Origin of the sequence: Pseudomonas sp. B21_DOA, assembly GCA_030544685.1 — a bacterium.
GTDB lineage: Bacteria > Pseudomonadota > Gammaproteobacteria > Pseudomonadales > Pseudomonadaceae > Aquipseudomonas > Aquipseudomonas fluorescens_AO.
In genome coordinates this window covers 3,861,109-3,886,665 of record CP086683.1, presented here as the reverse complement: position 1 = coordinate 3,886,665, position 25,557 = coordinate 3,861,109, and the positions used below count along the sequence as shown (strand labels likewise).

The 25,557-nt window shown below is 60.5% G+C and carries 12 protein-coding genes and 6 pseudogenes; 15 read left to right on the top strand and 3 right to left on the bottom strand.

What is annotated here, in order from left to right; genetic code table 11:
* Nucleotides 1-50 precede the first annotated feature (50 nt).
* Nucleotides 51-2,389 (bottom strand): annotated as a pseudogene (locus LJU32_18025) (acylase).
* A gap of 242 nt (nucleotides 2,390-2,631) precedes the next feature.
* Here LJU32_18025 and LJU32_18020 point away from each other — a divergent pair.
* A complete protein-coding gene (locus LJU32_18020) occupies nucleotides 2,632-3,009 on the top strand; it encodes a fe2+ zn2+ uptake regulation protein (GenBank protein WKV87569.1) in 378 nt (125 codons plus the stop codon).
* Nucleotides 3,010-3,026: 17 nt separating this feature from the next.
* On the opposite strand, the gene LJU32_18015 is transcribed toward LJU32_18020, so the two are convergent.
* Nucleotides 3,027-3,215, bottom strand: coding sequence for a hypothetical protein (locus LJU32_18015; protein ID WKV87568.1), 189 nt, complete (start codon nucleotides 3,213-3,215; stop codon nucleotides 3,027-3,029).
* Nucleotides 3,216-3,539: 324 nt separating this feature from the next.
* Here LJU32_18015 and LJU32_18010 point away from each other — a divergent pair, with 324 nt between their 5' ends.
* From LJU32_18010 to LJU32_17990, 5 genes and pseudogenes are all read left to right on the top strand, one after another.
* Nucleotides 3,540-4,787, top strand: a complete 1,248-nt coding sequence (locus tag LJU32_18010; GenBank protein ID WKV87567.1) for an MFS transporter — start codon at nucleotides 3,540-3,542, stop codon at nucleotides 4,785-4,787.
* Between the two features lie 9 nt (nucleotides 4,788-4,796).
* Nucleotides 4,797-5,927: an acyl-protein synthase gene (locus LJU32_18005; protein ID WKV87566.1), complete on the top strand. Its 1,131-nt coding sequence runs from the start codon at nucleotides 4,797-4,799 to the stop codon at nucleotides 5,925-5,927.
* Between the two features lies 1 nt (nucleotide 5,928).
* Entirely contained in the window at nucleotides 5,929-8,331 is a 2,403-nt protein-coding gene (locus tag LJU32_18000; protein WKV87565.1) for an aldehyde dehydrogenase family protein, read from the top strand.
* A 69-nt stretch (nucleotides 8,332-8,400) separates the two neighbouring features.
* Nucleotides 8,401-9,681, top strand: a complete 1,281-nt coding sequence (locus LJU32_17995; GenBank protein ID WKV91142.1) for a phenylacetate--CoA ligase family protein — start codon at nucleotides 8,401-8,403, stop codon at nucleotides 9,679-9,681.
* Nucleotides 9,650-10,584: pseudogene (locus tag LJU32_17990) on the top strand (GNAT family N-acetyltransferase). The gene LJU32_17995 and the pseudogene LJU32_17990 overlap by 32 nt, the downstream one beginning before the upstream one ends.
* Before the next feature lie 42 nt (nucleotides 10,585-10,626).
* Here LJU32_17990 and LJU32_17985 read toward each other — a convergent pair.
* On the bottom strand, nucleotides 10,627-11,154 hold the full coding sequence (locus LJU32_17985; protein ID WKV87564.1) for a hypothetical protein: 528 nt from the start codon (nucleotides 11,152-11,154) through the stop codon (nucleotides 10,627-10,629).
* 353 nt (nucleotides 11,155-11,507) lie between these two features.
* Between LJU32_17985 and LJU32_17980 the strand changes: the two are divergent.
* The 9 genes and pseudogenes from LJU32_17980 to LJU32_17940 all read left to right on the top strand — a co-directional run bounded on the left by LJU32_17980 (nucleotide 11,508) and on the right by LJU32_17940 (nucleotide 25,550).
* Nucleotides 11,508-13,496 (top strand): annotated as a pseudogene (locus LJU32_17980) (methyl-accepting chemotaxis protein).
* A 240-nt stretch (nucleotides 13,497-13,736) separates the two neighbouring features.
* Nucleotides 13,737-14,183, top strand: a complete 447-nt coding sequence (locus LJU32_17975; GenBank protein WKV87563.1) for a DUF411 domain-containing protein — start codon at nucleotides 13,737-13,739, stop codon at nucleotides 14,181-14,183.
* Complete coding sequence (locus tag LJU32_17970) at nucleotides 14,183-14,617, top strand: DedA family protein (GenBank protein ID WKV87562.1); 435 nt, start codon at nucleotides 14,183-14,185, stop codon at nucleotides 14,615-14,617. The genes LJU32_17975 and LJU32_17970 overlap by 1 nt, the downstream gene beginning before the upstream one ends.
* A gap of 86 nt (nucleotides 14,618-14,703) precedes the next feature.
* On the top strand, nucleotides 14,704-15,750 hold the full coding sequence (locus LJU32_17965) for an alpha/beta hydrolase (GenBank protein WKV87561.1): 1,047 nt from the start codon (nucleotides 14,704-14,706) through the stop codon (nucleotides 15,748-15,750).
* A gap of 12 nt (nucleotides 15,751-15,762) precedes the next feature.
* On the top strand, nucleotides 15,763-16,716 hold the full coding sequence (locus LJU32_17960) for a D-2-hydroxyacid dehydrogenase family protein (protein ID WKV87560.1): 954 nt from the start codon (nucleotides 15,763-15,765) through the stop codon (nucleotides 16,714-16,716).
* 586 nt (nucleotides 16,717-17,302) lie between these two features.
* Nucleotides 17,303-18,888: pseudogene (gene glgA, locus LJU32_17955) on the top strand (glycogen synthase GlgA).
* A 17-nt stretch (nucleotides 18,889-18,905) separates the two neighbouring features.
* Nucleotides 18,906-20,685: pseudogene (treZ, locus tag LJU32_17950) on the top strand (malto-oligosyltrehalose trehalohydrolase).
* Between the two features lie 16 nt (nucleotides 20,686-20,701).
* A pseudogene (gene malQ / locus LJU32_17945) lies at nucleotides 20,702-22,779 on the top strand (4-alpha-glucanotransferase).
* Nucleotides 22,776-25,550 carry a malto-oligosyltrehalose synthase gene (locus tag LJU32_17940; protein ID WKV87559.1) on the top strand — a complete coding sequence of 925 codons (2,775 nt, stop codon included), beginning with the start codon at nucleotides 22,776-22,778 and terminating at the stop codon, nucleotides 25,548-25,550. Before malQ ends, LJU32_17940 begins: the two are co-directional and overlap by 4 nt.
* Nucleotides 25,551-25,557 lie beyond the last annotated feature (7 nt).

Below are 25,557 nucleotides of genomic sequence, written 5' to 3'. Positions count from 1 at the left end.
GCCGCGTCCGTTGAGGAGGCGGCCTTCGTTTGTTTCAGGCGATGACTGTTCTACTGCGCTGCCACTTTCCCTGCCTGATCCTGCTTGATCGTCTGAACCTGATATTGCGGATCCGCCTGGATCTGTTGTTCGGTGAACGGCAGCAGACTCCACTGTTTCTTCGAAAACGCCTCGGTCTGATCACGCGAATATTTCGACGCCGGGTCACTGGATAACGAGAACGCCAGCAGCCCTTGGGCATGTGGGCCTTTTTCGTCGAAGCTCACCACTTGCAGATAGCTGGTGCCGCTGACCACCTCAAGTTTGCCGTCCTCACGGGGCACGCTTTGCATCGCGTTGTAGATGCCCAGCGTACCCGGCCCGCCATGAATCGGCGTTTGCTGGCCGCCGCTGCTGACCACCTGGATATCACCCCAGCGCATGTCTGGCTTCAGGCCCATTTTTTCGACCTGCTCGACCGACCCCAGCATCGCCTCGCGCAGCGCTTTGGCAACCGCCGGTTGCTCGACCGCCAGACCACGCGGCGTGTTCTGCGCATCGGCGGGATTGAATGCCACCCGCCAGATATCCGGTGATTCAAGCAGCGTTTGCATGATGTTTTGAAAATGCACCAGACCAAGCCCGGCATCCAGATTGGCGCGGCTGTCCCAGGCTTTTAGGCTGGCGCAGGCCGGCTTCAGCGTGGCCGCATCGCTGCCCAGATCGGATCCGCAGAACCTCAGCAGATCCGGCATGACCTGCGCGGCCAGATAAACCTGATCGTCCATCACCATGTGCTGTAGATCCTTGACCGCCAGTGGGCCTTTTTTCTCAGGTCAGCCAAACGATCAAGGGCGAATCGCGAGCGCAGGCCGAGCGGTTGGCCGTCCTGGCTGATCAGCGGCGAATAACCAGCGAGCGGCTGCGCCGGGTTGGCCAGCCATGCCGAATCGTTGGAGTGCTGGACGAAATCCTTGCGCAGCAATTGCGGTAGCTGGCTGGAAGCGAATATGCCCTTCTGCGCCGCTTGCGGATCGATATCCCAGGCACAGCCGCTGTTGGAGCCGTCCAGCACGATCATGCGCAGACCGAGGCGCGGGTCGCTGCACTTGGCCAGTTTTTCCACGCTGACGTTCGGCACCACCGACAGGTTCATGTACAGCGTCTGCCCCTTGTCATCCACTGCAAGGGTATTGACCCACGGAATGCCCTGTATCTGCTGCACCGCGTCTTGCAGATCCTTGAGATTGCCGGCCAGGTTCATCGCATACCACTGTTTGAGCACGCGATCATTTTCCAGGTTGGCATCGCGCAAGCTGTAGGCGTATTGCTTGTCCCAATCGAGCTTGCCCGGCCATTGCACAATCGGCCCGAATTGCGAACTGTAAACATCGCGGGCCACCGGCACGACCTGGCCGTCAGCCTGCCTGACCTGCACGGTGACCGTCTGTTTGCTCAATGGCAGCGACTTGCCGTCCAGCAAATACCGGGTCGAATCCTTCGGATCGAGTTGCAGGCGATACAACGTGAAGTGCTTCGACGAATCGACGGTGTGGGTCCAGGCCAGATGCTGGTTGAAACCGATGTTGATCATCGGCAATCCCGGCAAAGCGGCACCCATGACATCGAGCTTGCCGGGAATGGTCAGGTGCATCTGATAGAAGCGCATGCCGCCGACCCAGGGGAAATGCGGGTTGGCCAGCAACATGCCGCGGCCGTTGAACGAGCGCTCGCTGCCGACCGCCACGGCATTACTGCCACGATCCAGGGCGAAACGCTGCTGACGTGCGTCGGCCAACTGGAACGCCTCGGTGCCATGCTGGACCTGAGCAGTAGCTTGCGGCGGCGTCGCGCCAGCAAGGGCTTCAGCGAATTGGCCCACACCGCCTTCAACCAGTAGGCGCCGCGTCAGCTTGACCAGATCCTCGGCGTGGATATCGCGCACCCATTCACCCTGGCATTGCTGCGGCAACCCTTGCGGACGGCGTTCAGCCAGATAACGGTTGTAACCGGCGGCGTAACCCTCGACAAGATCCCGCACCTGAACCGGTTGCTCCTGCCAGAATGCGTTGACCGCCTCGGGTGTATTGAGCCAAGTGAAGAACACATCACTGACACGGTTTTCCCGTTGCTCGACCGTGAACTGCTCGGGACCGAAATACCGCGAGCGCTGACCATTGACGGTGACTATCTCGTTAGCCAGCAGGCACAGATTGTCCTGGGCGTAGGCGTAGCCGATGCCGAAACCCAGACCGCGTTCGTTCTCGGCGCGAATGTGCGGCACGCCAAACGTGGTGCGGCGAATGTCCGCGCGGGTGTCCGCAGACGGACTCAGCGCGTGGGCCGACAGGCTCAGCCCGAATAAGGTGCCGGCAATGGCCAGCCCGGTGAGTTGCCTGGAAATAATCACGCTCGCTCCTGATCGATAGGTCGATTGCCCCTGCGTCCACGCGCAATGAGCCTGTCGAAGAAACGAAGCTGAGGAAAAAATTTAGCGGGCAATCCAATCAGGCAAGGCCGGCATCACAAGGCCGAGACGAATTTGCGACGAAATTTCTACATCTTTTCTTTCATGATTTGTCGAACTGAAACGTCTTGTTTAGAGAGCGCAACAAAACCTTTCCCGATCTGGCTCTGAAAAGGAGTAATCGCATGTACAACTCGCAACTACCATCGGACGGTAGCCAGACGCCACAGAGCGTTTCCATGAGTTCGCACACCGGCAATTTCACCCAGCGCGGCGAACGCCCGGGCAATGAGCGTATCCGGGTTCTGCTGAAGAGTTTCGGCCTGCGCACCAGCCTGATTCGCTTGAAGGTCATCGACGCCCTGTTGGTGGCGGCACAGAGCGATCGTCGTCTGGGCGTGCGAGGCGTGCATAGCCAGTTGCTCGATCTGGACGTGCCGTTGTCGTTTCTCAGCGTGCGCGAAGTGCTCAAACGCTTGTGCGCCGAAGGCGTGATCACCTTCAACGCCGACAAGAGTTACAGCCTGCACCCGCAGGCTGCGGCGGTCCTCAACCACGATTGAGGCCCCGGGGCTCGCCGTCAGGGCTTGACCTTGCGGCGCATCACGCCGTTGATTACCACCACCACGACCGCCACGCCGATCGCCACGTACTGGAAAGTCTTCTCGGTGATCATGCCGGTGTTCTGCAGCCAGGACAGGCCCAGCATGATCGCCAGGACGGACAGAGCGATCAGAATCGAGTAAATCAAGCGTTGCTTCTGGGTCATTGCGGTTTCCTGAAACGTTGGAATGTATGCGCTTGCCGGGGTAAGCGGGGCCTCATGTTACCGCCACTGAAGGTTTTTCGCTGCATGACCGGCCGACCCTGAGGCTCGGACCGCTCAGTCGATTGGCTGCAAACAATGCCCGCACCGTCGCGGGCATTGTTGTTTCTGCGTGAGTGGCAGCCAGGTAACCATGTTTGCCGCCGCGCCAAACGTTTAAACATTCCGTAAGTTTTTGAAATCTGCTGACGCAGCAAACGCCTAGGTCCGCCGTGCGTCTGCGCCTAGGCTCTGCGAACTTCCTACAACTGATAAACAGGGATGTTCATGCAGAGAACACTGATAAACATCGGCCCCAGACAGGTAGCAGGTTTCTGCCTGGCGTTGACCGCTTTCGAACTCCTCACCTACATGGCCAGCGACGTGATCATGCCGGCGATGCTTGACGTCACGACCGAGCTCGAGGCGGACGCGCGGCATGTTCCCAATGCCTTCAATCTCTATCTGTTAGGTGGCGTCTGCCTGCAATGGCTACTGGGCCCCTTGTCCGATCAATTCGGGCGCAGGCCACTGTTATTGATCGGCAGTGCGCTCTTCGGCGTGTCGTGTGCTGCAGCCTTTTTCATTGGCAATATCGAAGCTTTCAACCTGTTGCGTCTGTTGCAAGGCATGGGGCTGGGGTTCGTTGTCGCGGTCAGCTATCCGGCATTGCAGGAGGTCTTCTGCGAAGCCGACGCCGTCAGGCTGATGGCGTTGCTCGGCAACGTTGCGTTGTTGTCGCCGCTGCTCGGCCCGCTACTGGGAATCCTCTTGCTGGAATGGCTGAGCTGGCGGGGAATTTTTCTACTGCTTGGTCTCGCAGCGGCGCTGGTCTGGTTCGGCCTGTTGTTGTGGATGCCGGAAACCGTGGGCGTTGAGCGCCGCGATGGCCGACGCACTCCCGCTGTGCCCTTCTCCTGGCGCCTGACTTCTCGCCGCTACGCAACGCTGTTCAGCAATCCACGCTTCCTCTGCGCCAGTCTGGCGCTAGGCCTGATGAGTCTGCCGCTGATCGCCTGGATCGGTCTGGCACCGTTGCTGCTGGTGTGGGTGCTGGAACTGTCGCCGCTGGAATATGGCCTGTGGCAGATTCCGGTGTTCTCGGCAGTGATCGCCGGCAATCTGCTGCTCGACCGCTTACTCAAGACCCGCTCGTTGCAGCAGTTGATCCTGCTAGCTCTGTGGCCGTTCTGTCTGGGCCTGCTGCTGCTGACCGTATGCGCATTGTTCGGGGCCGGACTTGGACCCGTGGTGGCTAGCCTCGCGTTGTACGCCGTAGGGTTGGGCATGAGCAATGCAGCGGTGTATCGCCTCGCGCTGTTTGCCAGTGATGACAGCAAAGGTCTGGTCTCGGCGCTGACCGGCATGCTCTCGATTGCCGTCATGGGGCTCGGCGGTTCGCTGATTGCTGCCATCGGAGGCGGCAGCCGTCTCGAACATTTTGCGCTCTGGGCGGCGTTTGGCGGGCTGATGTGCCTGCCTTTTCTGCACCGGCTCCTGCAAACCCCCACGCCTGATGTGGCCTCGCCTCAATAAGGAACATTGATGACTCATTTACCCTATGCCGACGCGGTGTGCGCGTTGCCGCAACCCTATTGCCTGACTTCCGCCCCGGCCGATCTGTTCGATCGGGCGATGGCTGAAATCAGCCGCTTTCACTGCGAACACACGCCCGGTTACGGCCACTGGCTCAACGCCCATGGACTGTCGCCGCAAGACCTCGACAGTCTTGATGGCTGGTCACGGCTGCCGCCGATTTTTGCCAGCTTCTTCAAGCAGCACCTGCTGCTCAGCAGCACGGGCACGGACGCCCTCGAACTGACTTCGTCGGGCACCAGCGGGCAGAAAAGCCGGATGCGTTACGACGAGCGCAGCCTGGAGCGGGCGCAATTCATGGTCGCGCAGATCTTTCGCCATTACGCTTGGGACACTCCGGATACGCCATGCAACTACCTGCTGCTGAGCTACGAACCCGAAGGCCGCATTACCCTCGGCACTTCATTCACCGACCAGTTTCTGTGTCGGTTCGCCCCGGCCAACCGGGTGGTCTATGCCTTGCGCAACACCGGTAGCGGCCACCAGTTCGACGTGTTCGGGGTGATCGCCGCGTTGCAGTCATTCGCTGAAGAAGGTTTGCCGGTGCGGATCTTCGGTTTCCCGGCGTTTTTGTGGCAGACCCTGCAACGCATGCAGGCTACCGGCATCGAGGATCTGCACTTGCCGGGCGGTTCCCTGGTTTTCTTTGGCGGAGGCTGGAAAACCCAGACTGCGCAGGAAATCCCCAGACAGCAGCTCTACGCCCATATCCATCGGCAACTGGGCATCGAACCCGCTCGCTGCCGCGATGGTTACGGTGCCGTCGAGCACGCAGTGCCTTACATCGAATGTGCCCATCACCGCTTTCACGTGCCGGTGTATGCGCAGGTGTTGATCCGCAACCCGGCGGATTTTTCCCTGCTGCCCTACGGCCAACAAGGCCTGCTCGGCTTCGTTTCGCCCTATATCTCCTCCAGCCCCGCCCATGCCGTGGTCATGAGCGACCTGGCGACGCTGCACCCGGGCGCAAGCTGCGGCTGCGGATTGACCACCGACTGGTTTGAACTGCACGGCCGCGCCGGGACCACAGCGGGCAGAAGCTGCGCTATGGCCGCCGCCGAATTACTGGGAAATCACTGACATGTATCTGATCAATGGACAACTGCACGACAGTTACAGCCTCGACCAAGCGCTGCAAGACCTGCAACAGGCGCTGCCGCACCGGTTGGCGACGGCACTTGAAAGCGGCACGGTCATCCAGGCCGTGACGTGTTTTGCCCGGCAGCTGCGTAGCGCGGCCACCGATTTGCCGCTCGACAACCAACAACGGCAAGCCTTGATCGATTTCTGCCAACCGCAAGCGCTGAGGCACAAGCGCCAGCGCGAACTCGGCGCCGATGCCGATTCGCTGCGCCGTATCGATTATCGCCAGCCACGCTTCGAAGCCTGGCGTCCGCTCGGTCTGGTGGTGCACATCACCCCCGCCAATGCGCCGCTGCTGGCGTTCTGCGCAGTGGTCGAAAGTCTGCTGGCCGGCAACGTTAACTGGTTGCGGCCCAGCCGCAGCGATGGAGGCCTGACGGCGCGACTGCTGAGCACATTGGTAGCGTGCGATGCCAGCGGGCAACTGGCTGGTTATGTAGCGGTGATTCCAGCCAACACCGGCGAGATTGGCCTACTGTGCAAGCACGCCAACGGTGTCGCAGCGTGGGGTGGCGAAGCGGCTTTGCAAGCCATTCGACAGCAACTGGCGCCGGGTTGTCGCTGGATCGACTGGGGACATCGCATCAGCTTCGTGTATCTCTGTGCGCAAACTGCCACGCCCGAGGCGCTCGACGCTGTGGCCGACGAGGTCTGCCGACTGGATCAGCAGGCCTGCTCCAGCCCGCAATGGTTGCTGGTGGACAGCGATGATCCACAGGTTTTGCGCGATATCGGTGAACGCTTGGCGCAAGCGTTGAAGCGCCGCGCCGCACAATGGCCCGCACTGGTGCCGACACTGCAGGAAGCTTCACAAATCACCACGCATACGCAGATGGCCCGCCTCGGCCAGAGTTTTGCCGGACACACCGGCCAAGTCTGGAACGGCCCAGGCTGGCGGGTGATCTGGAGCCATGATCGGCAACTTGCACCTTCACCGCTGTTCCGCAGCGTGTTGCTGCACCCGGTGCCACAGGCCTTGCTGACCGCCACCCTGCTGCCATGGCGCAACGTGCTGCAAAGCTGTGCTTTGGTGTGCGCGCAATCGCGCATTGTCGAATTGACCCATGCACTCATCGGCGCCGGGGTCACGCGTATTGCTCCGATCGGCAGCATTCACGACGGTTACGCAGGCGAACCCCATGACGGCGTCTACGCGCTGCAACGTCTGAGTCGCCGCGTATCGGTGAGTCTGGCGGCGACGCAACTGCCGAATCAAGCCTCTCTCGATACAGCGTCATCACCCGCGAAGCCGGGCGCTGCGATCATGGACAAAGCGGCTTTCGTCGCCCAGCCCGTCAACGATCAGGCGCAGTTGTATTTTCGCTCCGGAGGCAGCAGCGGCACCCCGGCGCTGGCCGGCTACAGCTATCGCGACTTCGATCGGCAGATGCGCGCAACCGCAGATGGCCTGTTCGCCGCCGGTCTCGATCCGGCGCGGGATCGGGTCATGAACCTGTTTTTCTGTGGCGGGCTGTACGGCGGTTTTCTCAGCTTCGGCAAAGCACTGGAATGGCTCGAAGTGACGCACCTGCCCATGGCCGCGCCTACTGATAACGACTATCGGGAAATTGCCCGACTGATCATCGACCAGCGGGTCAATGTGCTGGTCGGCATGCCGGGCACGCTGCATCGCCTGTTCCTCAACGAGCAAAAGCATTTGCGTGCTTATGGCGGGGTCGAAAAAGTCTTTCTCGGTGGCGAGCACGTGAGCGAACAGAACCGTGAATTGCTGCGCAGTTGTGGCGTGTCGACGATCCGCTCGGCGATTTACGGCAGCGTCGATGCCGGCCCGATTGGCCATGCCTGCCAGGTTTCAGCGGACGGAGTTTTCCATTTGATGAGCGATATCCAGCAACTGGAAATCGTTGCGCTGGATGAAGATGTCGCGGTGGTCGACGATCAAGTGGGTCGGCTGCTAGTGACTTCGCTTGCCCGTGAAGGTGGCCAGCGCGTGCAGCGTTACGAAATCGGCGACACCGGGCGCTGGCTGCCGGGTGTCTGCGCCTGCGGGTTGCAGTCGCCACGTTTCGAACTGCTGCAACGCCACGGCACGCTGCTGCGTATTGGCACCGACTTCATCTCGGCAGGCGAGCTTTCTGCACGGCTGCAGGCACCAATTCAGTTGCACCTGGACCACACCTGCGACGGGATTGAGCGTCTGCAGTTGCACTGCGAACTTGCAACTGACGTGGTCAAAGCCCGGCTCGCGGATTATTCAACTCTGAATACGGTCATCGACAGCGGCTTGCTGGTCATGCAGACCCGACAATGCTCGCCCGCCGATTTCATTCAAAACCAACACAGCGGCAAGACGCCACTGGTCATCGACTCGCGCCGCTGACGTTTGAGCGCAAGTCAGATCATTCAGGAAGAACACTTTGTGAAAATAACCCAACCGATTCGCGGACTGATGAGTTTTGCCCGCCAGCATTCACGCTACTACCAGAACTGTCTCGATGATGTTCCCGAGGCAATAAACTCACTGACCGAACTGCCTTTGCTTGATCCTGCGAGTTTCTGGATTGGCAGCGAGAACCTCGACCAATGGCCGGTACTGACCGCGCCGATCGGCTCGGCGGTGGTTTTCAAGACCGGCGGATCCACAGGCAGCGGCAGGCTCTCGGTCTACACCCGTGCCGAATGGCAAGCCACCGTAGAGAATTTCGGTCGCAGCCTGAATGGACAATTCAGCCCGGGCGACCGGGTCGCCAATCTGTTCTTCGCCGGCGACCTCTATGCCAGTTTTCTGTTTATCCACGATTCACTGGCCCATGTCGATACGCCGATCACCGAGTTCCCGTTCAGCGGTGAAGTCGACCCGCCGAAGCTGGCCGATGCCATCGCGCAACACGGGATCAACGTGCTGGCTGGCGTGCCCGCGCAATTATTGACCTTCGCCAGTTGGTTGGGGCAACGCAACCTTGTATTGCCTCGGGTTGATACAGTGCTTTACGGCGGGGAGAGCCTGTTCGCCTCACAGCGTCAACGCCTTGCGCAAGTGCTGCCCAATGCACGCATCGCCTCCATCGGCTACGCCAGCGTCGACGCTGGATTTATCGGCGCCAGTCATCGCGACTGCGAGGAAGGCGAACATCGCACGCCTGACGGTCACGTCCTGCTGGAGATCATCGATCAGCACACGGGCAAGCCGATCGAGGCCTGCGATCAACACGGCCTGCTCGTATTGACCAACCTTCATCGGCGCTTGATGCCGCTGATCCGCTATCCCGTGGGAGACCTGGCGTGCTGGCGCGAACCGATCGGTGCGCCGCAACGCAAGTTCGCCCTCAGGGGCCGCAGCGGCAACAGCCAGCGCGTGCGCGTCGGCATCCTGTCGCTGATGACGGATGAAATCAGCGAAACCGTAAGGCGCACTGCTGGCAGCGACGACTGGCAATTGTTGATTGAACAGGCCGACGGCACCGACGTGTTGACGTTGAAATACGTAGTCGAAGAGCGATCAACACAGATCGATAACAAACTTGAGGCCCGCTTGATCGAACGTTACCCGCAGATCATCCACCTGCGAACCGCTGGATTACTGGAGCTACGTATCCAGAGCTGCCGCTTCGAGGATCTCGCGCGCCACCCTCGCGCCGGCAAGAGCCTGCCGATCGTCGATTTACGCTGCTATGAGCAACATGACGGGGAGGTGCCTGATGGAATCGCTGATCCTGCGCAATTACCGTGAAAGCGACGCCGCCGCCGTCAGCGAACTGTTTCGCCAGGTATACGGCGACCATTACGTACAAAGCGACGTGTATCTGCCGTGCCTGATCAGTCAGAACCATGCGAAAAAACGCTGGCACTCGCTGGTTGCGGTCGAGGGAGAACGGATACGTGGTCATGCCACTTTGTACAGGCAAAGCGAGGCATCGTACGACGCTGAGCTGGCTTTGAGTGCCGTCCATCCTGACACCCGTGGGCAGAACATCGCCACGCGCCTGGGTGAGCAATTGCTGACTCACGCACAGGCGTTGGGTTGTCGCAGCGTTTCGATCAAGCAGGTCACCCACCACCCTTACACCCAACGCATGGCGATCAGCCTCGGGTTCCATAACACCGGACTGCTACCGGACTATGTCCGCTCGCCTTTTGGTTGCAAAAACCGGAGTCGATCGTTGTGGGCGTTCGGGCGATCGATGGCTACCAGCGGCCGTTGCCTGACCAGGTCTGGCCTGCCAGTTGTAGACCCTTGATGGAGCGTCTGACGGCCGTGTTCGGCATCGGAGCCAATGCTGGACGCTGGCGCGGAGCCTCGGTTCAGGTTGAACAACACGGCGATCGCCACGAAATGCTCCTGGAAAAACTCGATCCGGAACTGCTGAACCAATTGCGCTCACTGCCCGGGCACTGGCTGATTTCGATTCGCCTGCAGCTGTCGCGACAATTTGCCGTGGATCTGCACAGTCTCAACGCCATTGGTTTTGTCTTCACCGGTCTGGCACCGGCGCAAGACAATCAGGGCGGCTGGCTGGCGTTGTTCCATCGCGGTTTCCGCCCGCGCAGACTGGCCTTGCACTGCTCGTACATGCAAGACCTGCATGCTCAGACGCAACGGCAATTTAGCGTTCGTGATTTATCGCCGGTCTGAACGTGAGCAATACAAGGCTGAGCCCGCTTCATGCGTGCGGGCTTATGCCTTGGCTTTGATGCCACTGTCCGACGGCACGGCGGCATTGCCTTCACCGTAAGTCTTGAGGTTTTGCAAGACGTAAATGGCTTTCTTGAATTCGGGAATCAGGCTCTTGCCGTAGTAATTGCCATTGAGACTGTTGGTCTGAATGGCATCGAGCTGCGTGGCGAAATATTCCAGCGCGTTGAACTTCGCCTCCGGGTCTTTCTGCACGCCGAAGCGGTCGAATTTGTCGCCGGCATTTAGCAAGGTGATCGAGGTGATTTCGGAAATCAGGCCGCGCCCGCGCAGGAACTCGCTGAGGTTGCCCAACTGCTTGACGGAAACGTTGGCCGGGTCGAAACCCTTGATCTGCTTGCGCAAACCCTGTTTGTCCATCTCCGCGACATTCAGTGCATTCGGATCGTTACCGACCAGGGTCAACATCTGCTGCACTTTGACGCTCTGCGAAACCTGCTTCTTCGCGCCGGTATCACGGACCATTACGCCCGCCTTGCTTTCCCAGGCGCCGGTATAGCCGATCGTCATGCGAGGATTCCTTGTGCAATGAGCATGAAATGTCCCTGTTCCAACCAATTGAATGGGCGCGAGTATCGGCCGCTTCGCTGATCGCACCAACTCTTTTGTGCGCTTTTTTACAAATCTCGTACATTCATGACACCGAGCTTAAGGCCCGCAAACATTGCTTCAGAGCCGTCATCAGGATGTAACAACTGTGGCGATTGCTGGTGATGTACCAATTCCGATACCAGCCGGTCATCGCCCTGAGCTCTTTCGGCACGCAAGTACCTAAAGCTTCCGCCCGCAACGACGATACGCTGTGATACCCGCCCTGTTTTTATTCCTGCCCTCCAACAAAAAGCCGCTCAAGGATCAGTTCCATGCCCGCACTGCGCACTATTCAGGCTCGCTACACGCTGTTTCTGATTCTGTTCATCCTGTTGTTGTCCGTGCTGACCGTGGTCGGCATCAGCCAACTGGTCGCACCGACCCTGCGCGATACCGAAGAGAAGGTCGTGCTCAACCGCATCGCCGAAGTCGCCGTGCAGATTCAGGGCGAACTGAACAAGGTGCAGGCGCAGCAACGCAGCATCACCCAGACCATCCCCTGCTCGACAGCGCCGCCATCGACGTGGTGCTGCCAGGGCTGGTGGATCAGTACGGCGAACTGAAAGTCTTTGGCGGCGGCATTTGGCCGTTGCCCGGCCAGCGCGAAGCCGGGCGCAACAAGTTCAGCACCTTCTGGCACCGCGACGCCTCGGGTCAGCTCAAGGTCAATACCTTCTGGAACAGCGACGCCGCACCGAACTACTACGACCAGAGCTGGCACAAGGGCGGCATGGCCACCCCGCGCGGCCAGTGCGCGTGGGCCGCTGCCTATAAGGACGACGCCAGTGCCGAGCCGCGCACCAACTGCGCCATGGCGATCTACAAGAACGGCAATGCCTGGGGCGTCTCGACCATCGACGTGACCCTGGGCTTCTTCAACGACCTGGTGGCGCGCAAGGAAAAGACCTCAACGCCGAAATGCTCATCGTTGAGGCTGACGGCAAGATCATCAGTAACAGCTCGCGCATCAGCGGCCCGATCGTGCTGAAGAACATCAGCGAACTGGCATCCAGCTCAACCTTCATCAGTCAGATCAAGACCGGCCTGCAAAATCGCGATAAAGCGCAACGCGTCGAATTCGATAACAACGGAGAAGACGCCACATTCTTCATGCGCCCTATCGAGGGCACACCGTGGTTCCTCGCCACTGCCCTGCCGACCAAAATGCTCACCGCCCAGCGTGACGATGTGCTCAACAGTCTCAGCCTGATCCAGATTCCGCTGGTGATCCTGCTGGTGCTGTTGCAGGTTTACGCGATTCGCAAACTCGTACAGCGCATGAAGGCTCTGAAAGCCAACATTGATTCACTGTCCAGCGGTGACGCCGACCTGACTCGCCGCATCACCATTCGCGCCGAAGACGAACTGGGCGCCATCGGCCATTCGGTCAACACCTTCATCGTCTATTTGCAGAACATGATCGGCGAAGTCACCCAGGCCACCGGCGCCATGGCTTCCAGCCTCGATAATCTGCAACGCACCTCGGCGCACACCAGCCAGATTCTGCTGCGCCACGCCTCGGAAACCGACCAGACTGTCACCGCGATTACTGAAATGAGCTCCACCGCCGAAAGCGTTGCGCAAAACGCTGCAGAAACCGCAGCTTTCACCCAGCGCGCCAATGAAAACGCCGATCGCTCGCGCGTCGTGGTAGGGAAGCGACCAACAGCGTAGTCGCGCTGATCGACGAAGTGGCCAGCGCTACACACAAAGTTGAAAACATGCAGCAGGACGCCCAGCGCATCACCGAAATCCTCGGCGTCATCGGCGCGATTGCCGGGCAGACCAACCTGCTCGCCCTTAATGCCGCAATTGAAGCGGCGCGTGCAGGGGAACAGGGTCGCGGCTTTGCGGTGGTGGCGGATGAAGTCCGCGCCCTCGCCGCCCGCACTCAGGCCAGCACCTCGGAAATCAACGAGATGTTGACCCGCCTGACCCAAGGCGTGAGTTCGTCGGTCAGCGCCATGGAAAACACTCAGGCCAGCTGCCAGTCCGCTGCTGACGCCACCGCCCGAGTCAACTCGGGGCTGGACGAAATGGCCGGTTCGGTCAGCCACATCAACAGCCTCAGCACGCAGATCGCCACCGCCGCCGAACAGCAAAGCGCCGTTACCGAAGAGATTAACCGCAGCATGGTGCAGATCCGTCACATGGTCGATGAACTGGTGCAGAGCGGCCAGGCCAGCGAACTGAATACCCGCCAGTTGCTCGAAGCCAATAGCCGCGTGAGCGCGATCATGGGACGGTTCAAGGTCAGTTAAGCCAACCGCGACCACGGGGATTTTGCCCTTTACGCCAATCCCTGTGGGAGCGAGCCTGCTCGCGAAAGCGATTTTTCAGTCACTGTATCTGCGACTGGTCAACTGCATTCGCGAGCAGGCTCGCTCTCACATTGGCTCGGCTGTCTTGTAGCAACTGGAAACACTCAGTTGATGCCGGGATGGAAAAACCGGTCAAAATGCGTGCTTTCTGACCTTCACCGAGTCGAGAGCCCCATTCCCATGCGAAGCCAACTGCGTCTGCTCGCCCTGAGCACCCTGTTCATCTCCTCCCTGGCGCAAGCCGCCGAACTGATCCCGATCGAAGTGCACCGCGATGCCAATTGCGGTTGCTGCAAAAAGTGGATCAGCCATCTCGAAGCCAATGGCTTCAAAGTCGAAGATCACGTCGAAAGCGACATGAGCAGCTTTAAACAGCAGCACGGCGTACCACCGCGTCTGGCGTCCTGCCACACGGCGATCATCAATGGCAAATTCGTTGAAGGCCATGTACCGGCCGATCAGGTGCTTGCGTTGAGCAAGCGCGACGATCTGCTGGGTGTGGCTGCGCCTGGCATGCCGATGGGCTCGCCGGGCATGGAAATGGACGGCATGAGCGACGCGTATCAAATCATCGGTCTGAAGAAGGACGGCGCTGACATAGTGGTGGCGGACTACCCGGCCCGTTGATGGGCGCGGCTTATTTCGGTCTGTTCTTTGCTGCGTTTGGCGCGGCGACATTGTTGCCATTGCAATCCGAGGCGCTGCTGGTCGGTCTGATTGTCAGCGAGCGTTACTGGCTGTGGGGTTTGCTCGCGGTGGCGACGCTGGGCAACGTGCTCGGGTCGCTGGTCAACTGGTGGCTGGGCCGTGGCATCGAGCGGTTTCAGGATCGACGCTGGTTCCCGGTCAGCCCGCGGCACATGGCCATGGCGCGCAAGCATTACGAGCGCTACGGGCACTGGTCGCTGCTGCTCAGCTGGCTGCCGGTGATCGGCGATCCGCTGACCTTGATTGCCGGGGTCATGCGCGAACCGCTCGGGCGTTTTCTGCTGATCGTGACACTGGCCAAAGGCGCGCGCTATGGCGTACTGGCCTTGCTGACCCTCGGCTGGCTCGGTTGAACCAACCGCCCATGTGATTGCCTTTGTTTAACGTCGGCGTAATCCCGGCCTTCCAGAGTCGGCCAATTTTCAAGGAGTTTGTGCTTATGTCCGTCACGCTTTCCCGCTGGCTGCCCGGCCTCGTCCTCAGCGCTGCACTGCCATTAATGGCGCACGCGGCCACTGAAAACGCTCCCGCCGAAGGGCCTGCCTATGGTCCGGAGCTGCAAGGTTTTCAATATCCCTACACGCTCAAACACTTCGCCTTTGAATCCCAAGGCCAGAAGCTGCAAATGGGCTACATGGACGTCGCCGCCAATGGCAAGGCCAACGGCCGCACCGTGGTGCTGATGCACGGCAAGAATTTCTGCGCGGCGACGTGGGACAGTTCGATCAAGGCCTTGAGCGACGCCGGCTACCGCGTGATTGCGCCGGATCAGATCGGTTTCTGCACCTCCAGCAAACCTGCGCACTATCAATACAGCTTCCAGCAACTGGCAACCAACACCCAGCAATTGCTCAAGGCGTTGGGCATTCAGAAAGCCACGGTGCTCGGCCACTCCACCGGCGGCATGCTCGCCACCCGTTATGCGCTGCTGTTCCCTGAGCAGGTTGATCAATTGGCAATGGTCAACCCGATCGGTCTGGAAGACTGGAAAGCCCTCGGCGTTCCGTATCGCACCGTCGATCAGTGGTATCAGCGTGAATTGAAGGTCACGGCCAAGGGCATTCGCGACTATGAGCGCACCACCTATTACGACGGCCGCTGGAAGCCGGAATTTGATCGTTGGGTCGACATGCTCGCCGGTCTGAGCAAAGGTCCGGGCAAGACCCAGGTCGCGTGGAACTCGGCGCTGATCTACGACATGATCTTCACCCAGCCGGTGTACTACGAGTTCAAGGATTTGAAAATGCCGACACTGCTGCTGATCGGCACCTCCGACACCACCGCCATCGGCAAAGACCTCGCACCGCCGGAAGTGAAAGCGAAAATCGGCCACTACGAGGTGCTCGGCAAGCAAGTCGCCAAGCTGATCCCGCAGTCGACGCTGATTGAATTCCCGGGTATGGGCCATGCGCCGCAAATGGAGGAACCGGGGAAATTCCATCAGGCATTGCTCGGCTGGCTGGGCAAAACCCCTTCCGCTCCTTGATGAGGTAAGGCGATGACAGTGCAGATTGCAGTGATCGATGACTGGCAGGACGTGGCACGCGACGTGGTCGACTGGTCGGTGCTGGAAGGCATTGGTGAAGTGACCTTTGTGCACGATTACCCCGCCGACAACGCGACATTGGCCGAGCGCCTCGGCAAATATGAGGTGATCTGCGTGATGCGCGAACGCACGCGGTTCGACGCCGATTTGCTCGGGCGCTTGCCCAATCTGAAGTTGCTGGTCACCGGTGGTATGCGCAATGCAGCGCTGGACATGCCGGCCGCAGCGGCGTTGGGCATCCAGGTCTGCGGCACCGACAGCTATAAACACGCCGCGCCAGAGCTGACCTGGGCGCTGATCATGGCGGCGACCCGGAATCTGGTTACCGAAGCCAATGCTCTGCGCGCCGGCCAGTGGCAGCAGGGGTTGGGCGGTGATCTGCACGGCAAGACGCTGGGGATTCTCGGTTTGGGCAGCATCGGCCAGCGGGTCGCACAGTTCGGCCAGGTATTCGGCATGCGCGTGATTGCCTGGAGTGAAAACCTCACGACCGAACGCGCTGCACAGGCCGGCGTGACGTACGTCAGCAAGCAACAACTGTTCGAACAGGCCGACGTGCTGTCGGTGCATCTGGTGCTCAGCGAACGCAGTCGCGGACTGGTCGATGCGCAAGCACTGGAGTGGATGAAACCGACCGCGCTACTGGTCAACACCGCGCGCGGGCCGATCGTCGATGAAGCGGCACTAATCAAGGCGCTACAGAAACGGCGCATTGCCGGGGCGGCGCTGGATGTATTCGAGCAAGAGCCTTTGCCTGCCATGCACCCGTTTCGCACGCTGGACAATGTCCTCGCCACGCCCCATGTGGGCTATGTCAGTCGGCAGAATTACGAGCAGTTCTTCCGGCAGATGATCGAGGATATTCAGGGTTGGGCAACTGGGGAGCCGGTGCGTCTGTTGAATTGAGTCTTTGACTCGAGAGTCGTAGTGCTTCAACCGGCCCCTTCGCGAGCAAGCTCGCTCCCACATTGGAATGCATTCATCCTTTGGGAGCGAGCTTGCTCGCGAAGGGTCCAACTCGCCACCCCTCCTCAACGCCACCGCACCAAATCGGTGCGCGCAGCCCATCCCTAGCACAAAACCGTGACTACCCAGTCACCGTTTTGGCCCACTCCGACCGAAAAACATGCCCTTCGTCGGAGCGTTTCCCTCCTGAACCCTCTCTTACATCCCGACACAACCGATTGTCGAACAATTTACCCATTTGCCCCTGCCCGCTCTAGGATCTGGCCTAGACTCATTTTTCAGTGGCCAAACCACTCGGTCATACCGACGAAAAAAGTCGAAACTTTTGCTTCACGCCACAGGTCATCAGAACAACTGGGCGAAAGCGACTGGTGTAATCCTTGCAACGGCCTCACCACCCATTCTGCTTGCGCGTGTTGGGTCAGCATTTGCTCACCGATGCGTGGCGCCTTTGCGCCCGGCCACAGGACTTGGCCATGAAACAGCTTGTTCGAGACAAGAATCAGATCACACACGGGAGATACATATGATCAGTGCGGCATTGGATATTCAGGGAGAGCGTGCTCACCAGTCGCTTGGAGAATCGAGCACCATCAGTGTTCCCGGCAGCCGACAGATCAACGTACCCGGCACCAAGACGCTTGCTCCGGTAGCAAGCCAGAATCCCAACAAGAAAAAGTGTTGTTCGTGACGTCGGAAATCGCCGATCTGGTCAAGACCGGCGGTCTGGGTGACGTTTCCGCCGCCCTGCCCCGGGCCATGGCCCATTTGCATGACGTACGGGTGTTGATTCCCGGTTACCCGCAGGTGGTGCACAGCGAAAACCCGATTCACATCATCGGCGAACTGGGTGGCCACGCTGCGCTGCCACCTTGCAAGATCGGGCGCATGGACATGCCCGATGGCCTGGTGATCTACGTGTTGATCTGCCCTGAATTGTACGAGCGTGAGGGCGGCCCCTACGGCGCCAACAACGGTCGCGACTGGCCGGACAACCATATCCGCTTTGCCCGTCTCGGCCTGGCCGCTGCCGATATCGCCGCCAACCTTGCGCAAATCCACTGGCGCCCGGATCTGGTGCACGCACATGACTGGCCGGCCGGTCTCGCTCCTGCCTATATGCACTGGCGCGGGCAGCGCACGCCGACCCTGTTCACCATTCACAACCTTGCCTACCAAGGCGTGACCAGCCTCGGTTCCTGCCCGGAGCTTGGGATTCCCGCCCACGCGCTGCAGCAGGAAGGCATGGAGTTCTACGGCAAGATGTCGTTCCTCAAGGCCGGCATGGCCTATTCGAGCCACATCACCACCGTCAGCGCCACTTACGCGCAGGAAATCACCACCCCGGACTTCGGCTGCGGCCTCGACGGTTTCCTCGCTGCGAAAACCCAGCAGGGCCTGCTCAGCGGCATCCCCAACGGCATCGATGAAAGCTGGGATTCGGCGACCGACCCGCACTTGTTTGCTCCATTCGCCATCGGCGACTGGGAAGGCAAAGCGGTCAACGCCGCCCATGTCCGTGAGCTGTTTGGCTTGCACGATTCCACCGGTCCACTGTTTGCCGTGGTTTCGCGCCTGGTCTATCAGAAAGGTCTCGACCTTACCGAAGCGGTGTCCGAGTTCATCGTGCAGAACGGTGGCCAGATCGCGATCATTGGTCGCGGCGAGCCGGAAGAAGAACAAGCCATGCGTGAGCTGGCGCTGCGCTTCCCTGGCCAGATCGGCGTGCGCATCGGCTTCAACGAAACCGATGCTCGGCGCATGTTCGCCGGCAGCGACTTCCTGCTGATGCCTTCGCGTTACGAGCCTTGCGGCCTCAGCCAGATGTACGCCCAGCGTTTCGGCTCGTTGCCGGTCGCGCGCAACACTGGTGGGCTGGCCGACACCATTGAAAACGGCGTCACCGGTTTCCTCTTCGATGAGTCCACCGTTGATAGCTATAAAGAAGCCCTGAGCCGCGCGTTCAAGGTCTTCGCCTTCCCGGAATTGCTCAACGCCATGCGTTGCCGGGCCATGGCCGCACCGTTCAACTGGAGCAAAGCGGTTGAACCCTACGCCGAACTTTACGAACAACTGGTCGCCAAGGCTTTGGGTAAAGCCAGCCACAAATAACCAGGGAGTTGCAGAAAATGCCGTCAAGGACCCAAGAAACCTGGCCCCACGGCGCGATCATGCTGGATGCCGAGCACACGCAATTTGCGTTGTGGGCGCCTGACGCGTTCTACGTCAGTGTGGAACTGGAAGATGGCCAATCGTTGCCCATGCTGCCTCAGGGCGACGGTTGGTTTGTAATCAAGGCCAATTGCCCGGCGGGCAGTCGCTACCGTTACTGCATCGATGGCGAACTGGAGGTGCCGGACCCGGCCTCCAGGGCCCAGGATGGTGACCTCGACCGTCATAGCGTGGTCGTCGACCCGCACGCCTATCAATGGCGGCACACCGCATGGAATGGCCGGCCATGGAGCGAAGCGGTGATTTACGAGTTGCACGTCGGTGCGCTCGGTGGGTTTGCCGAAGTCGAACAGCATCTGGCGCGGCTGGTTGCGCTGGGCGTTACCGCCATCGAACTGATGCCGCTGGCGCAATTCCCCGGTGATCGCAACTGGGGTTACGACGGGGTGCTGCCTTACGCCCCCAAGCGTCCTACGGTACGCCGGACCAACTCAAACACCTGATCGACACCGCGCACGGCCATGGCCTGGCGGTGATTCTCGACGTCGTCTACAACCACTTCGGTCCCGACGGCAACTATTTGCATCGTTACGCCAAAGGTTTTTTCGCGAAGACAAGCACACGCCCTGGGGCGCGGCGATCGACTTCCGCCGCCCTGAAGTGCGCGAGTTCTTCATTGAAAACGCGCTGATGTGGCTGCTCGAATACCGTTTCGACGGCCTGCGTCTGGATGCGGTGCATGCGATTGAAGACCCGGATTTCCTCAGCGACCTGGCCCGACGCATTCGCCAGCAGATCGACCCCACCCGCCACGTCTGGCTGACCGTCGAGAATGAGCTCAACCAGTCGAGCCTGTTGGAAACCGATTACGACGCGCAATGGAACGACGACGGTCATAACGCCTTGCACGTACTGCTGACTGGCGAAACCGACGCCTATTACGCCGACTACGCCGCGCAACCTACCGAGCAATTGGTGCGTTGCCTGAGTCAGGGCTTCGTGTTCCAGGGCCACATCACTCGGCATGGTGAACCACGCGGCGAGCCGAGCGAGCATCTGCCCTCCACCGCTTTCGTGCTGTTCCTGCAGAACCATGACCAGATCGGCAACCGCGCGTTTGGCGAGCGCCTGCATCAACTTGCCGACCCGCGCGCAGTTCAGGCGGCGACGGTGCTGTTGCTGCTGTCGCCAATGATTCCGCTGATCTTCATGGGCGATGAATTTGCCGCCGAGCAACCGTTCCTGTTTTTCACCAGCCACCACGGTGAACTGGCAGAGCTGGTGCGTGAAGGCCGGCGTAATGAATTCGCCGCGTTCAGTGCCTTTACCGATCCGCACAAGCGCGAGCAGATTCCCGATCCGAATGCTGAAGAAACTTTCCGCGCCTCGCAGCCGCGTTTGTCCGGCAGCGGCACGCCATTGCAACAGCAGACCCAGGAGCTCTACCGTCAACTGCTGAAGTTGCGTCACCAGTACATCATTCCCAATCTCTCCGGAACCCAGGCTCTGGGTGCGCAGATGCTCGGCTATGGCGCGGTCAGCGCACGCTGGCGGCTGGGCAATGGCAGTGAGCTGCGAATTGACCTGAACCTCAGTGATACGGCAGTGGTCAACCCTGCACAGACCCATACCGAGTGGTTGTTCCAACAGCCGCCGGCCCTTGATCTGTCGGACCCGAATCAACTGCCGGCGTACACCGCGCTCGTCAGCCTCACGGCCGCACCCGTTATGCACCCCTGGATGGAGAGCGCCTATGAGCGATGCGCAACTGGAAATACTCGCCAGCCGAGCCGGCCTTGCCGTCGACTGGATCGACGCCAACGGGCGTCAGCAAAAAGTCGCTCCTGCTGTGCTGCGCAATGTCCTGATCGGACTCGGCCACCCCGCCAGCACCGCGCAAGAAATCGATGCCAGCCTGCTGGAACTGCAAGAGGTCCAGCAAGACCGCCACTTGCCGCCCCTGCTGACCTGCGACGTGGGTGTTGCCCTCGATCTGAGTCGCTACTTTTCACCGGAAACGCCTTGCGAAATTCATCTTGAAGACGGCTCGCAGATGAGTCTCAAGCTGGACAACGAAGCGATGCTGCCGGGTCTGATTCCGGTCGGTTATCAGCAAGTGCACATTGGCGATCAGTACTTCACTTTGGCGGTCGCGCCCGAGCGCTGCTTCAGCGTCGGCGATGCGGTCGACAGCCCGATCCCGCGCGCCTGGGGGCTGAGCGCACAGCTGTATGCGTTGCGTCGTCCTGGCGACGGGGTTTTGGCGACACTCAGGCGCTGGAAGAACTGGTCCGCGTGGCTGGCGAACGTGGCGCCGATGCACTGGCAATCAGCCCGATGCACGCGATGTTCAGCGCCGACACCGGCCGTTACAGCCCCTATTCACCTTCCAGTCGTTTGTTTCTCAATTCACTGTATGCGGCGCCGGGCAGCATTCTTGGCGAACGCGCTTTGCGTGATGCGATCGATGCCAGTGGCCTGGCCGCGCAGTTCGAGCAACTGGAAAATCTCAAACTGATCGACTGGCCGGCTGCCGCTGAGGCCAAGCAGAAGCTGCTGCAAGCTTTGTACGACGGTTTTGTCGCTGGCGAGCACCCGCTGCACGCCGACTTCGCCAGTTTCCGTCACGCCGGTGGCGAAGCGCTGGAAAACCATTGCCGCTTTGAAGCGATTCAGGAAATGCGCGCCGCCCGTGGCGAAAGCCTCGATTGGCGCGAATGGCCTGAGCACTGGCACGACCCGCGCGGCGCAGCGCTGAGCGCGTTTGCCGAGGAATACGCCGAGCGCATTGGCTATTTCGCTTTCTGCCAATGGCTGATCCATCGCTGTCTCGAACGCGCACAAACTGCTGCACGCAGCGCCGGCATGGGCATCGGTCTGATCGCTGACCTTGCCGTCGGTGCTGATGGCGCCGGCAGCCAGGCGTGGAGCTTTCAGGATGAGTTGCTCGCTTCGCTGACCGTGGGCGCGCCGCCCGACATCCTCAATCGCAGCGGCCAGGGCTGGGGCATTTCCGCCTTCTCGCCCGAAGGTCTGATCCGCAACGGTTTCCGCGCTTTCATCGACATGTTGCGCGCCAACTTCGCCCATGCTGGCGGCCTGCGCATCGACCATGTCATGGGCCTGCAACGCTTGTGGGTGATCCCCAACGGCGCTGACCCGGCCGACGGTGCCTATCTGTATTATCCGTTCGACGACATGCTGCGTCTGCTGACCCTTGAGTCGCATCGGCACCAGGCCATCGTGCTCGGCGAAGACCTCGGCACCGTACCGGAAGGTCTGCGCGAGAAACTCGCGGCGCGTTCGATTCTGGGTATGCGCGTGCTGTTGTTCGAGCAGGACAACACTCGTTTCAAACCGATTCTCGACTGGCCGGATGACGCGCTGGCCACCACCAGCACCCATGACCTGCCAACACTCAACGGTTGGTGGCATGGCCGCGATATCGACTGGAATGCGCGCCTGGGTCTGGTCGATGCCAACGGCGAAATCGACTGGCGTCGACATCGCGAGCGCGAACGCGAAGGCCTGCGCGATGCGCTTCGCCAGGATCCGCAGAATTTCCGTGAAGAGTCCCACGAGGCCGATCAAGTGGTCGATGCCAGCGTGCGTTTCCTCGGCCACACCCGCGCTCCGCTGGTGCTGCTGCCGCTGGAAGATGCGTTGGGTATCGATGAACAGGCGAATCTGCCCGGCACCACCGACTCACATCCGAACTGGTCGCGACGTTTGCCCGGTCCCAGCGAAGCATTGCTGGACGGCCCCGATGCCGCCCGCCGCCTGGAACTGCTGGCTTGCGCGCGCCTACAAGCCACTGAGCGTGACCAATGAATCAACAGCAAATCCAGCCATTGCGCGCCACCTTGCGTCTGCAATTTCACAAAGGCTTTACCCTCGAACAAGCGGTGCCATTGGTGCCGTACTTTGCCCGCCTCGGTATCAGCCATATCTACGCCTCGCCATTGCTGGCGGCGCGCGCCGGTTCCATGCATGGCTACGACGTGGTCGACCCGACCCAGGTCAACCCTGAGCTGGGCGGCGAGCCGGCATTGCGCCGACTGGTCAGCACCCTGCGCGAACACAACATGGGCCTGATCCTCGATATCGTGTCCAACCACATGGCCGTGGGTGGCAACGACAACCCGTGGTGGCTCGACTTGCTGGAATGGGGACGCCTGAGCCCGTACGGCGAATTCTTCGACATTCAGTGGCACTCGCCGGACCCGTTGATGGAAGGCCAGTTGCTGCTGCCGTTCCTTGGCAGTGATTACGGCGTGGCGTTGCAGGAAGGCACGCTGAAGCTGAAATTCAACGCGCAGACCGGCACGTTCGACGTCGAACATTACGACCATCACTTCCCGATCTGCCCGAACAACTATGGCGAGCTACTCAAGTCCGACGACACGCTGAAGTCTCTGGCCGATCGCTTCAGCACACTCAGCTACCAGACCGATGCCCATTCGTTGGCGATGCCGCTCAAGCAAGAGTTGCGCGAACTGGCGAGCGATCCGCATGTTCTGGCGACTATCGAAGGCAACCTCGCTCAGTACGATTCCACCACCGAGGAAGGCTTTCACAAGCTTCACGAACTGCTGGAACGGCAAAGTTATCGCCTGGCCAGTTGGCGCACGGCGGCGGACGACATCAACTGGCGGCGCTTCTTCGACATCAACGAGCTTGGCGGCCTGCGCGTCGAGCGCCCGGCGGTGTTCGAAGCGACCCACGGCAAGATCTTCCAGTTAGTTGAAGAAGGTCTGGTCGACGGTCTGCGCATCGACCACATCGACGGCCTCGCCGACCCGCGTGGCTACTGCCGCAAGCTGCGCCGGCGTCTTGATCACCTTGCACCGGGACGGCACCTGCCGATCTATGTCGAGAAGATCCTCGGCGAGGGCGAAACCCTGCGCCGCGACTGGAGCGTGGACGGCACCACCGGTTATGAGTTCATGAATCAGCTGTCGCTGCTGCAACACGACCCGGACGGCGAACATGTGCTGGGCGAGCTGTGGCAGCGCCGCACCGAGCGCCCGGCAGCGTTTATTGAAGAAGCGCAGTTGGCTCGTCAGCAGATCCTCAACGGCTCGCTGGCCAGCGATTTCGAAAGTGTCGCGCAGGCGCTGCATCAAGTCGCGCGGGATGACCTGATGACCCGCGACCTGACCCTGGGCGCGATTCGCCGCGTGCTGCACGCGTTGATCGTGCACTTCCCGGTTTATCGCACCTACATCAGCGCCATGGGGCGTTCCGAGCAGGACGAAGCAATTTTCCAGCACGCCATGGACGGAGCGCGGCAGACCCTCAGCGAGGCTGACTGGCCAGTACTCGACTCGGTCGCCAGTTGGCTCGGCGGCACGCCTTGGCGCCGCAAGCCACGCGGGCGTTCACGCAAGATCCTCAAGCATGCTTGCGTGCGTTTCCAGCAACTGACCTCGCCGGCGGCTGCCAAAGCCGTGGAAGACACCGCGCTTTATCGTTCGGCGGTGCTGCTGTCGCGCAATGATGTCGGTTACAACACCGAGCAATTCAGCGCGCCGGTCAGCGAATTCCACGAGGTCAATCAGCAGCGCATGGCGGAGTTTCCCGACAACCTGCTGGCCACCGCCACTCACGACCACAAGCGTGGCGAAGACACCCGCGCCCGCTTGGCCGTGCTCAGCGAGCGCAGTCATTGGTACGCCGACCAGGTCGAACTGTGGCGCGCCCTCGCCCGCCCGGTCCGCATCGAAGATGACGCACCGTCCGCTGGCGACGAACTGATTCTGTATCAAGCCTTGCTCGGTAGCTGGCCGCTGGATCTGCAGGACGATGACCAGGCTGGTTTCGCCGACTACGCCAAGCGCATCTGGCAATGGCAGCAGAAAGCCTTGCGCGAGGCCAAGCTGCAAAGCAGTTGGAGCGCACCGAACGAAGCCTATGAAAGCGCGGCGCAGGCCTTCACGGAAAAACTCCTGACCGGCGAAGAAGGCGAATTGCTGCGAGCGGCGCTGAGCAAAACCGTCAACAGTATCGCCGCTGCCGGCGCGCTCAACGGGCTGGCGCAAACCTTGCTGCGCATGACCGTGCCGGGAGTGCCGGATCTGTATCAGGGCAATGAGTACTGGGATTTCAGTCTGGTCGATCCGGACAACCGCAGGCCGGTGGATTACGCCGCCCGCGAGCAAGCGTTGCAGGCGTCCGTGCCAAGTGCCGAACTACTCAGGGACTGGCGCGACGGGCGCATCAAACAGGCGCTGATCAGCGCGGTATTGAACCTGCGCAAGGAGCACAGCGAGCTGTTCCGCCGTGGCGATTACCAGCCACTGGAAGTGCTGGGCAGTCAGGCCCACAACGTACTGGCATTCGCCCGCGAACACGAGGGTGTGCGGGCCGTTGTCGTGGTGCCGGTGCGCTGCGCAACGTTGCTGGAAAACAGTGCCGTCCCGCAAGTCGATGCGCTGCGCTGGGGCGATACGCGGGTGGTTTTACCGTCCGCCGCTTCGGATACAAACCTGAGGGGACTTTTTGCCAGCAGCGTAGTCACACAAAACAGGGAGCTGAATGTCAGCGAAGCGCTGGGGGATGTCCCGGTCAATCTCTTTATCCAACACTCGACACAAGCATGAGTTCAGT

Coding starts and splice junctions, on each gene's coding strand:
- LJU32_18005 (WKV87566.1), top strand. CDS start 4,797: ATGACTCATTTACCCTATGCCGACGCGGTGTGCGCGTTGCCGCAACCC.
- LJU32_17940 (WKV87559.1), top strand. CDS start 22,776: ATGAATCAACAGCAAATCCAGCCATTGCGCGCCACCTTGCGTCTGCAA.
- LJU32_17960 (WKV87560.1), top strand. CDS start 15,763: ATGACAGTGCAGATTGCAGTGATCGATGACTGGCAGGACGTGGCACGC.
- LJU32_18015 (WKV87568.1), bottom strand. CDS start 3,215: ATGACCCAGAAGCAACGCTTGATTTACTCGATTCTGATCGCTCTGTCC.
- LJU32_17995 (WKV91142.1), top strand. CDS start 8,401: ATGAGTTTTGCCCGCCAGCATTCACGCTACTACCAGAACTGTCTCGAT.
- LJU32_17965 (WKV87561.1), top strand. CDS start 14,704: ATGTCCGTCACGCTTTCCCGCTGGCTGCCCGGCCTCGTCCTCAGCGCT.
- LJU32_18020 (WKV87569.1), top strand. CDS start 2,632: ATGTACAACTCGCAACTACCATCGGACGGTAGCCAGACGCCACAGAGC.
- LJU32_18010 (WKV87567.1), top strand. CDS start 3,540: ATGCAGAGAACACTGATAAACATCGGCCCCAGACAGGTAGCAGGTTTC.
- LJU32_18000 (WKV87565.1), top strand. CDS start 5,929: ATGTATCTGATCAATGGACAACTGCACGACAGTTACAGCCTCGACCAA.
- LJU32_17985 (WKV87564.1), bottom strand. CDS start 11,154: ATGACGATCGGCTATACCGGCGCCTGGGAAAGCAAGGCGGGCGTAATG.
- LJU32_17975 (WKV87563.1), top strand. CDS start 13,737: ATGCGAAGCCAACTGCGTCTGCTCGCCCTGAGCACCCTGTTCATCTCC.
- LJU32_17970 (WKV87562.1), top strand. CDS start 14,183: ATGGGCGCGGCTTATTTCGGTCTGTTCTTTGCTGCGTTTGGCGCGGCG.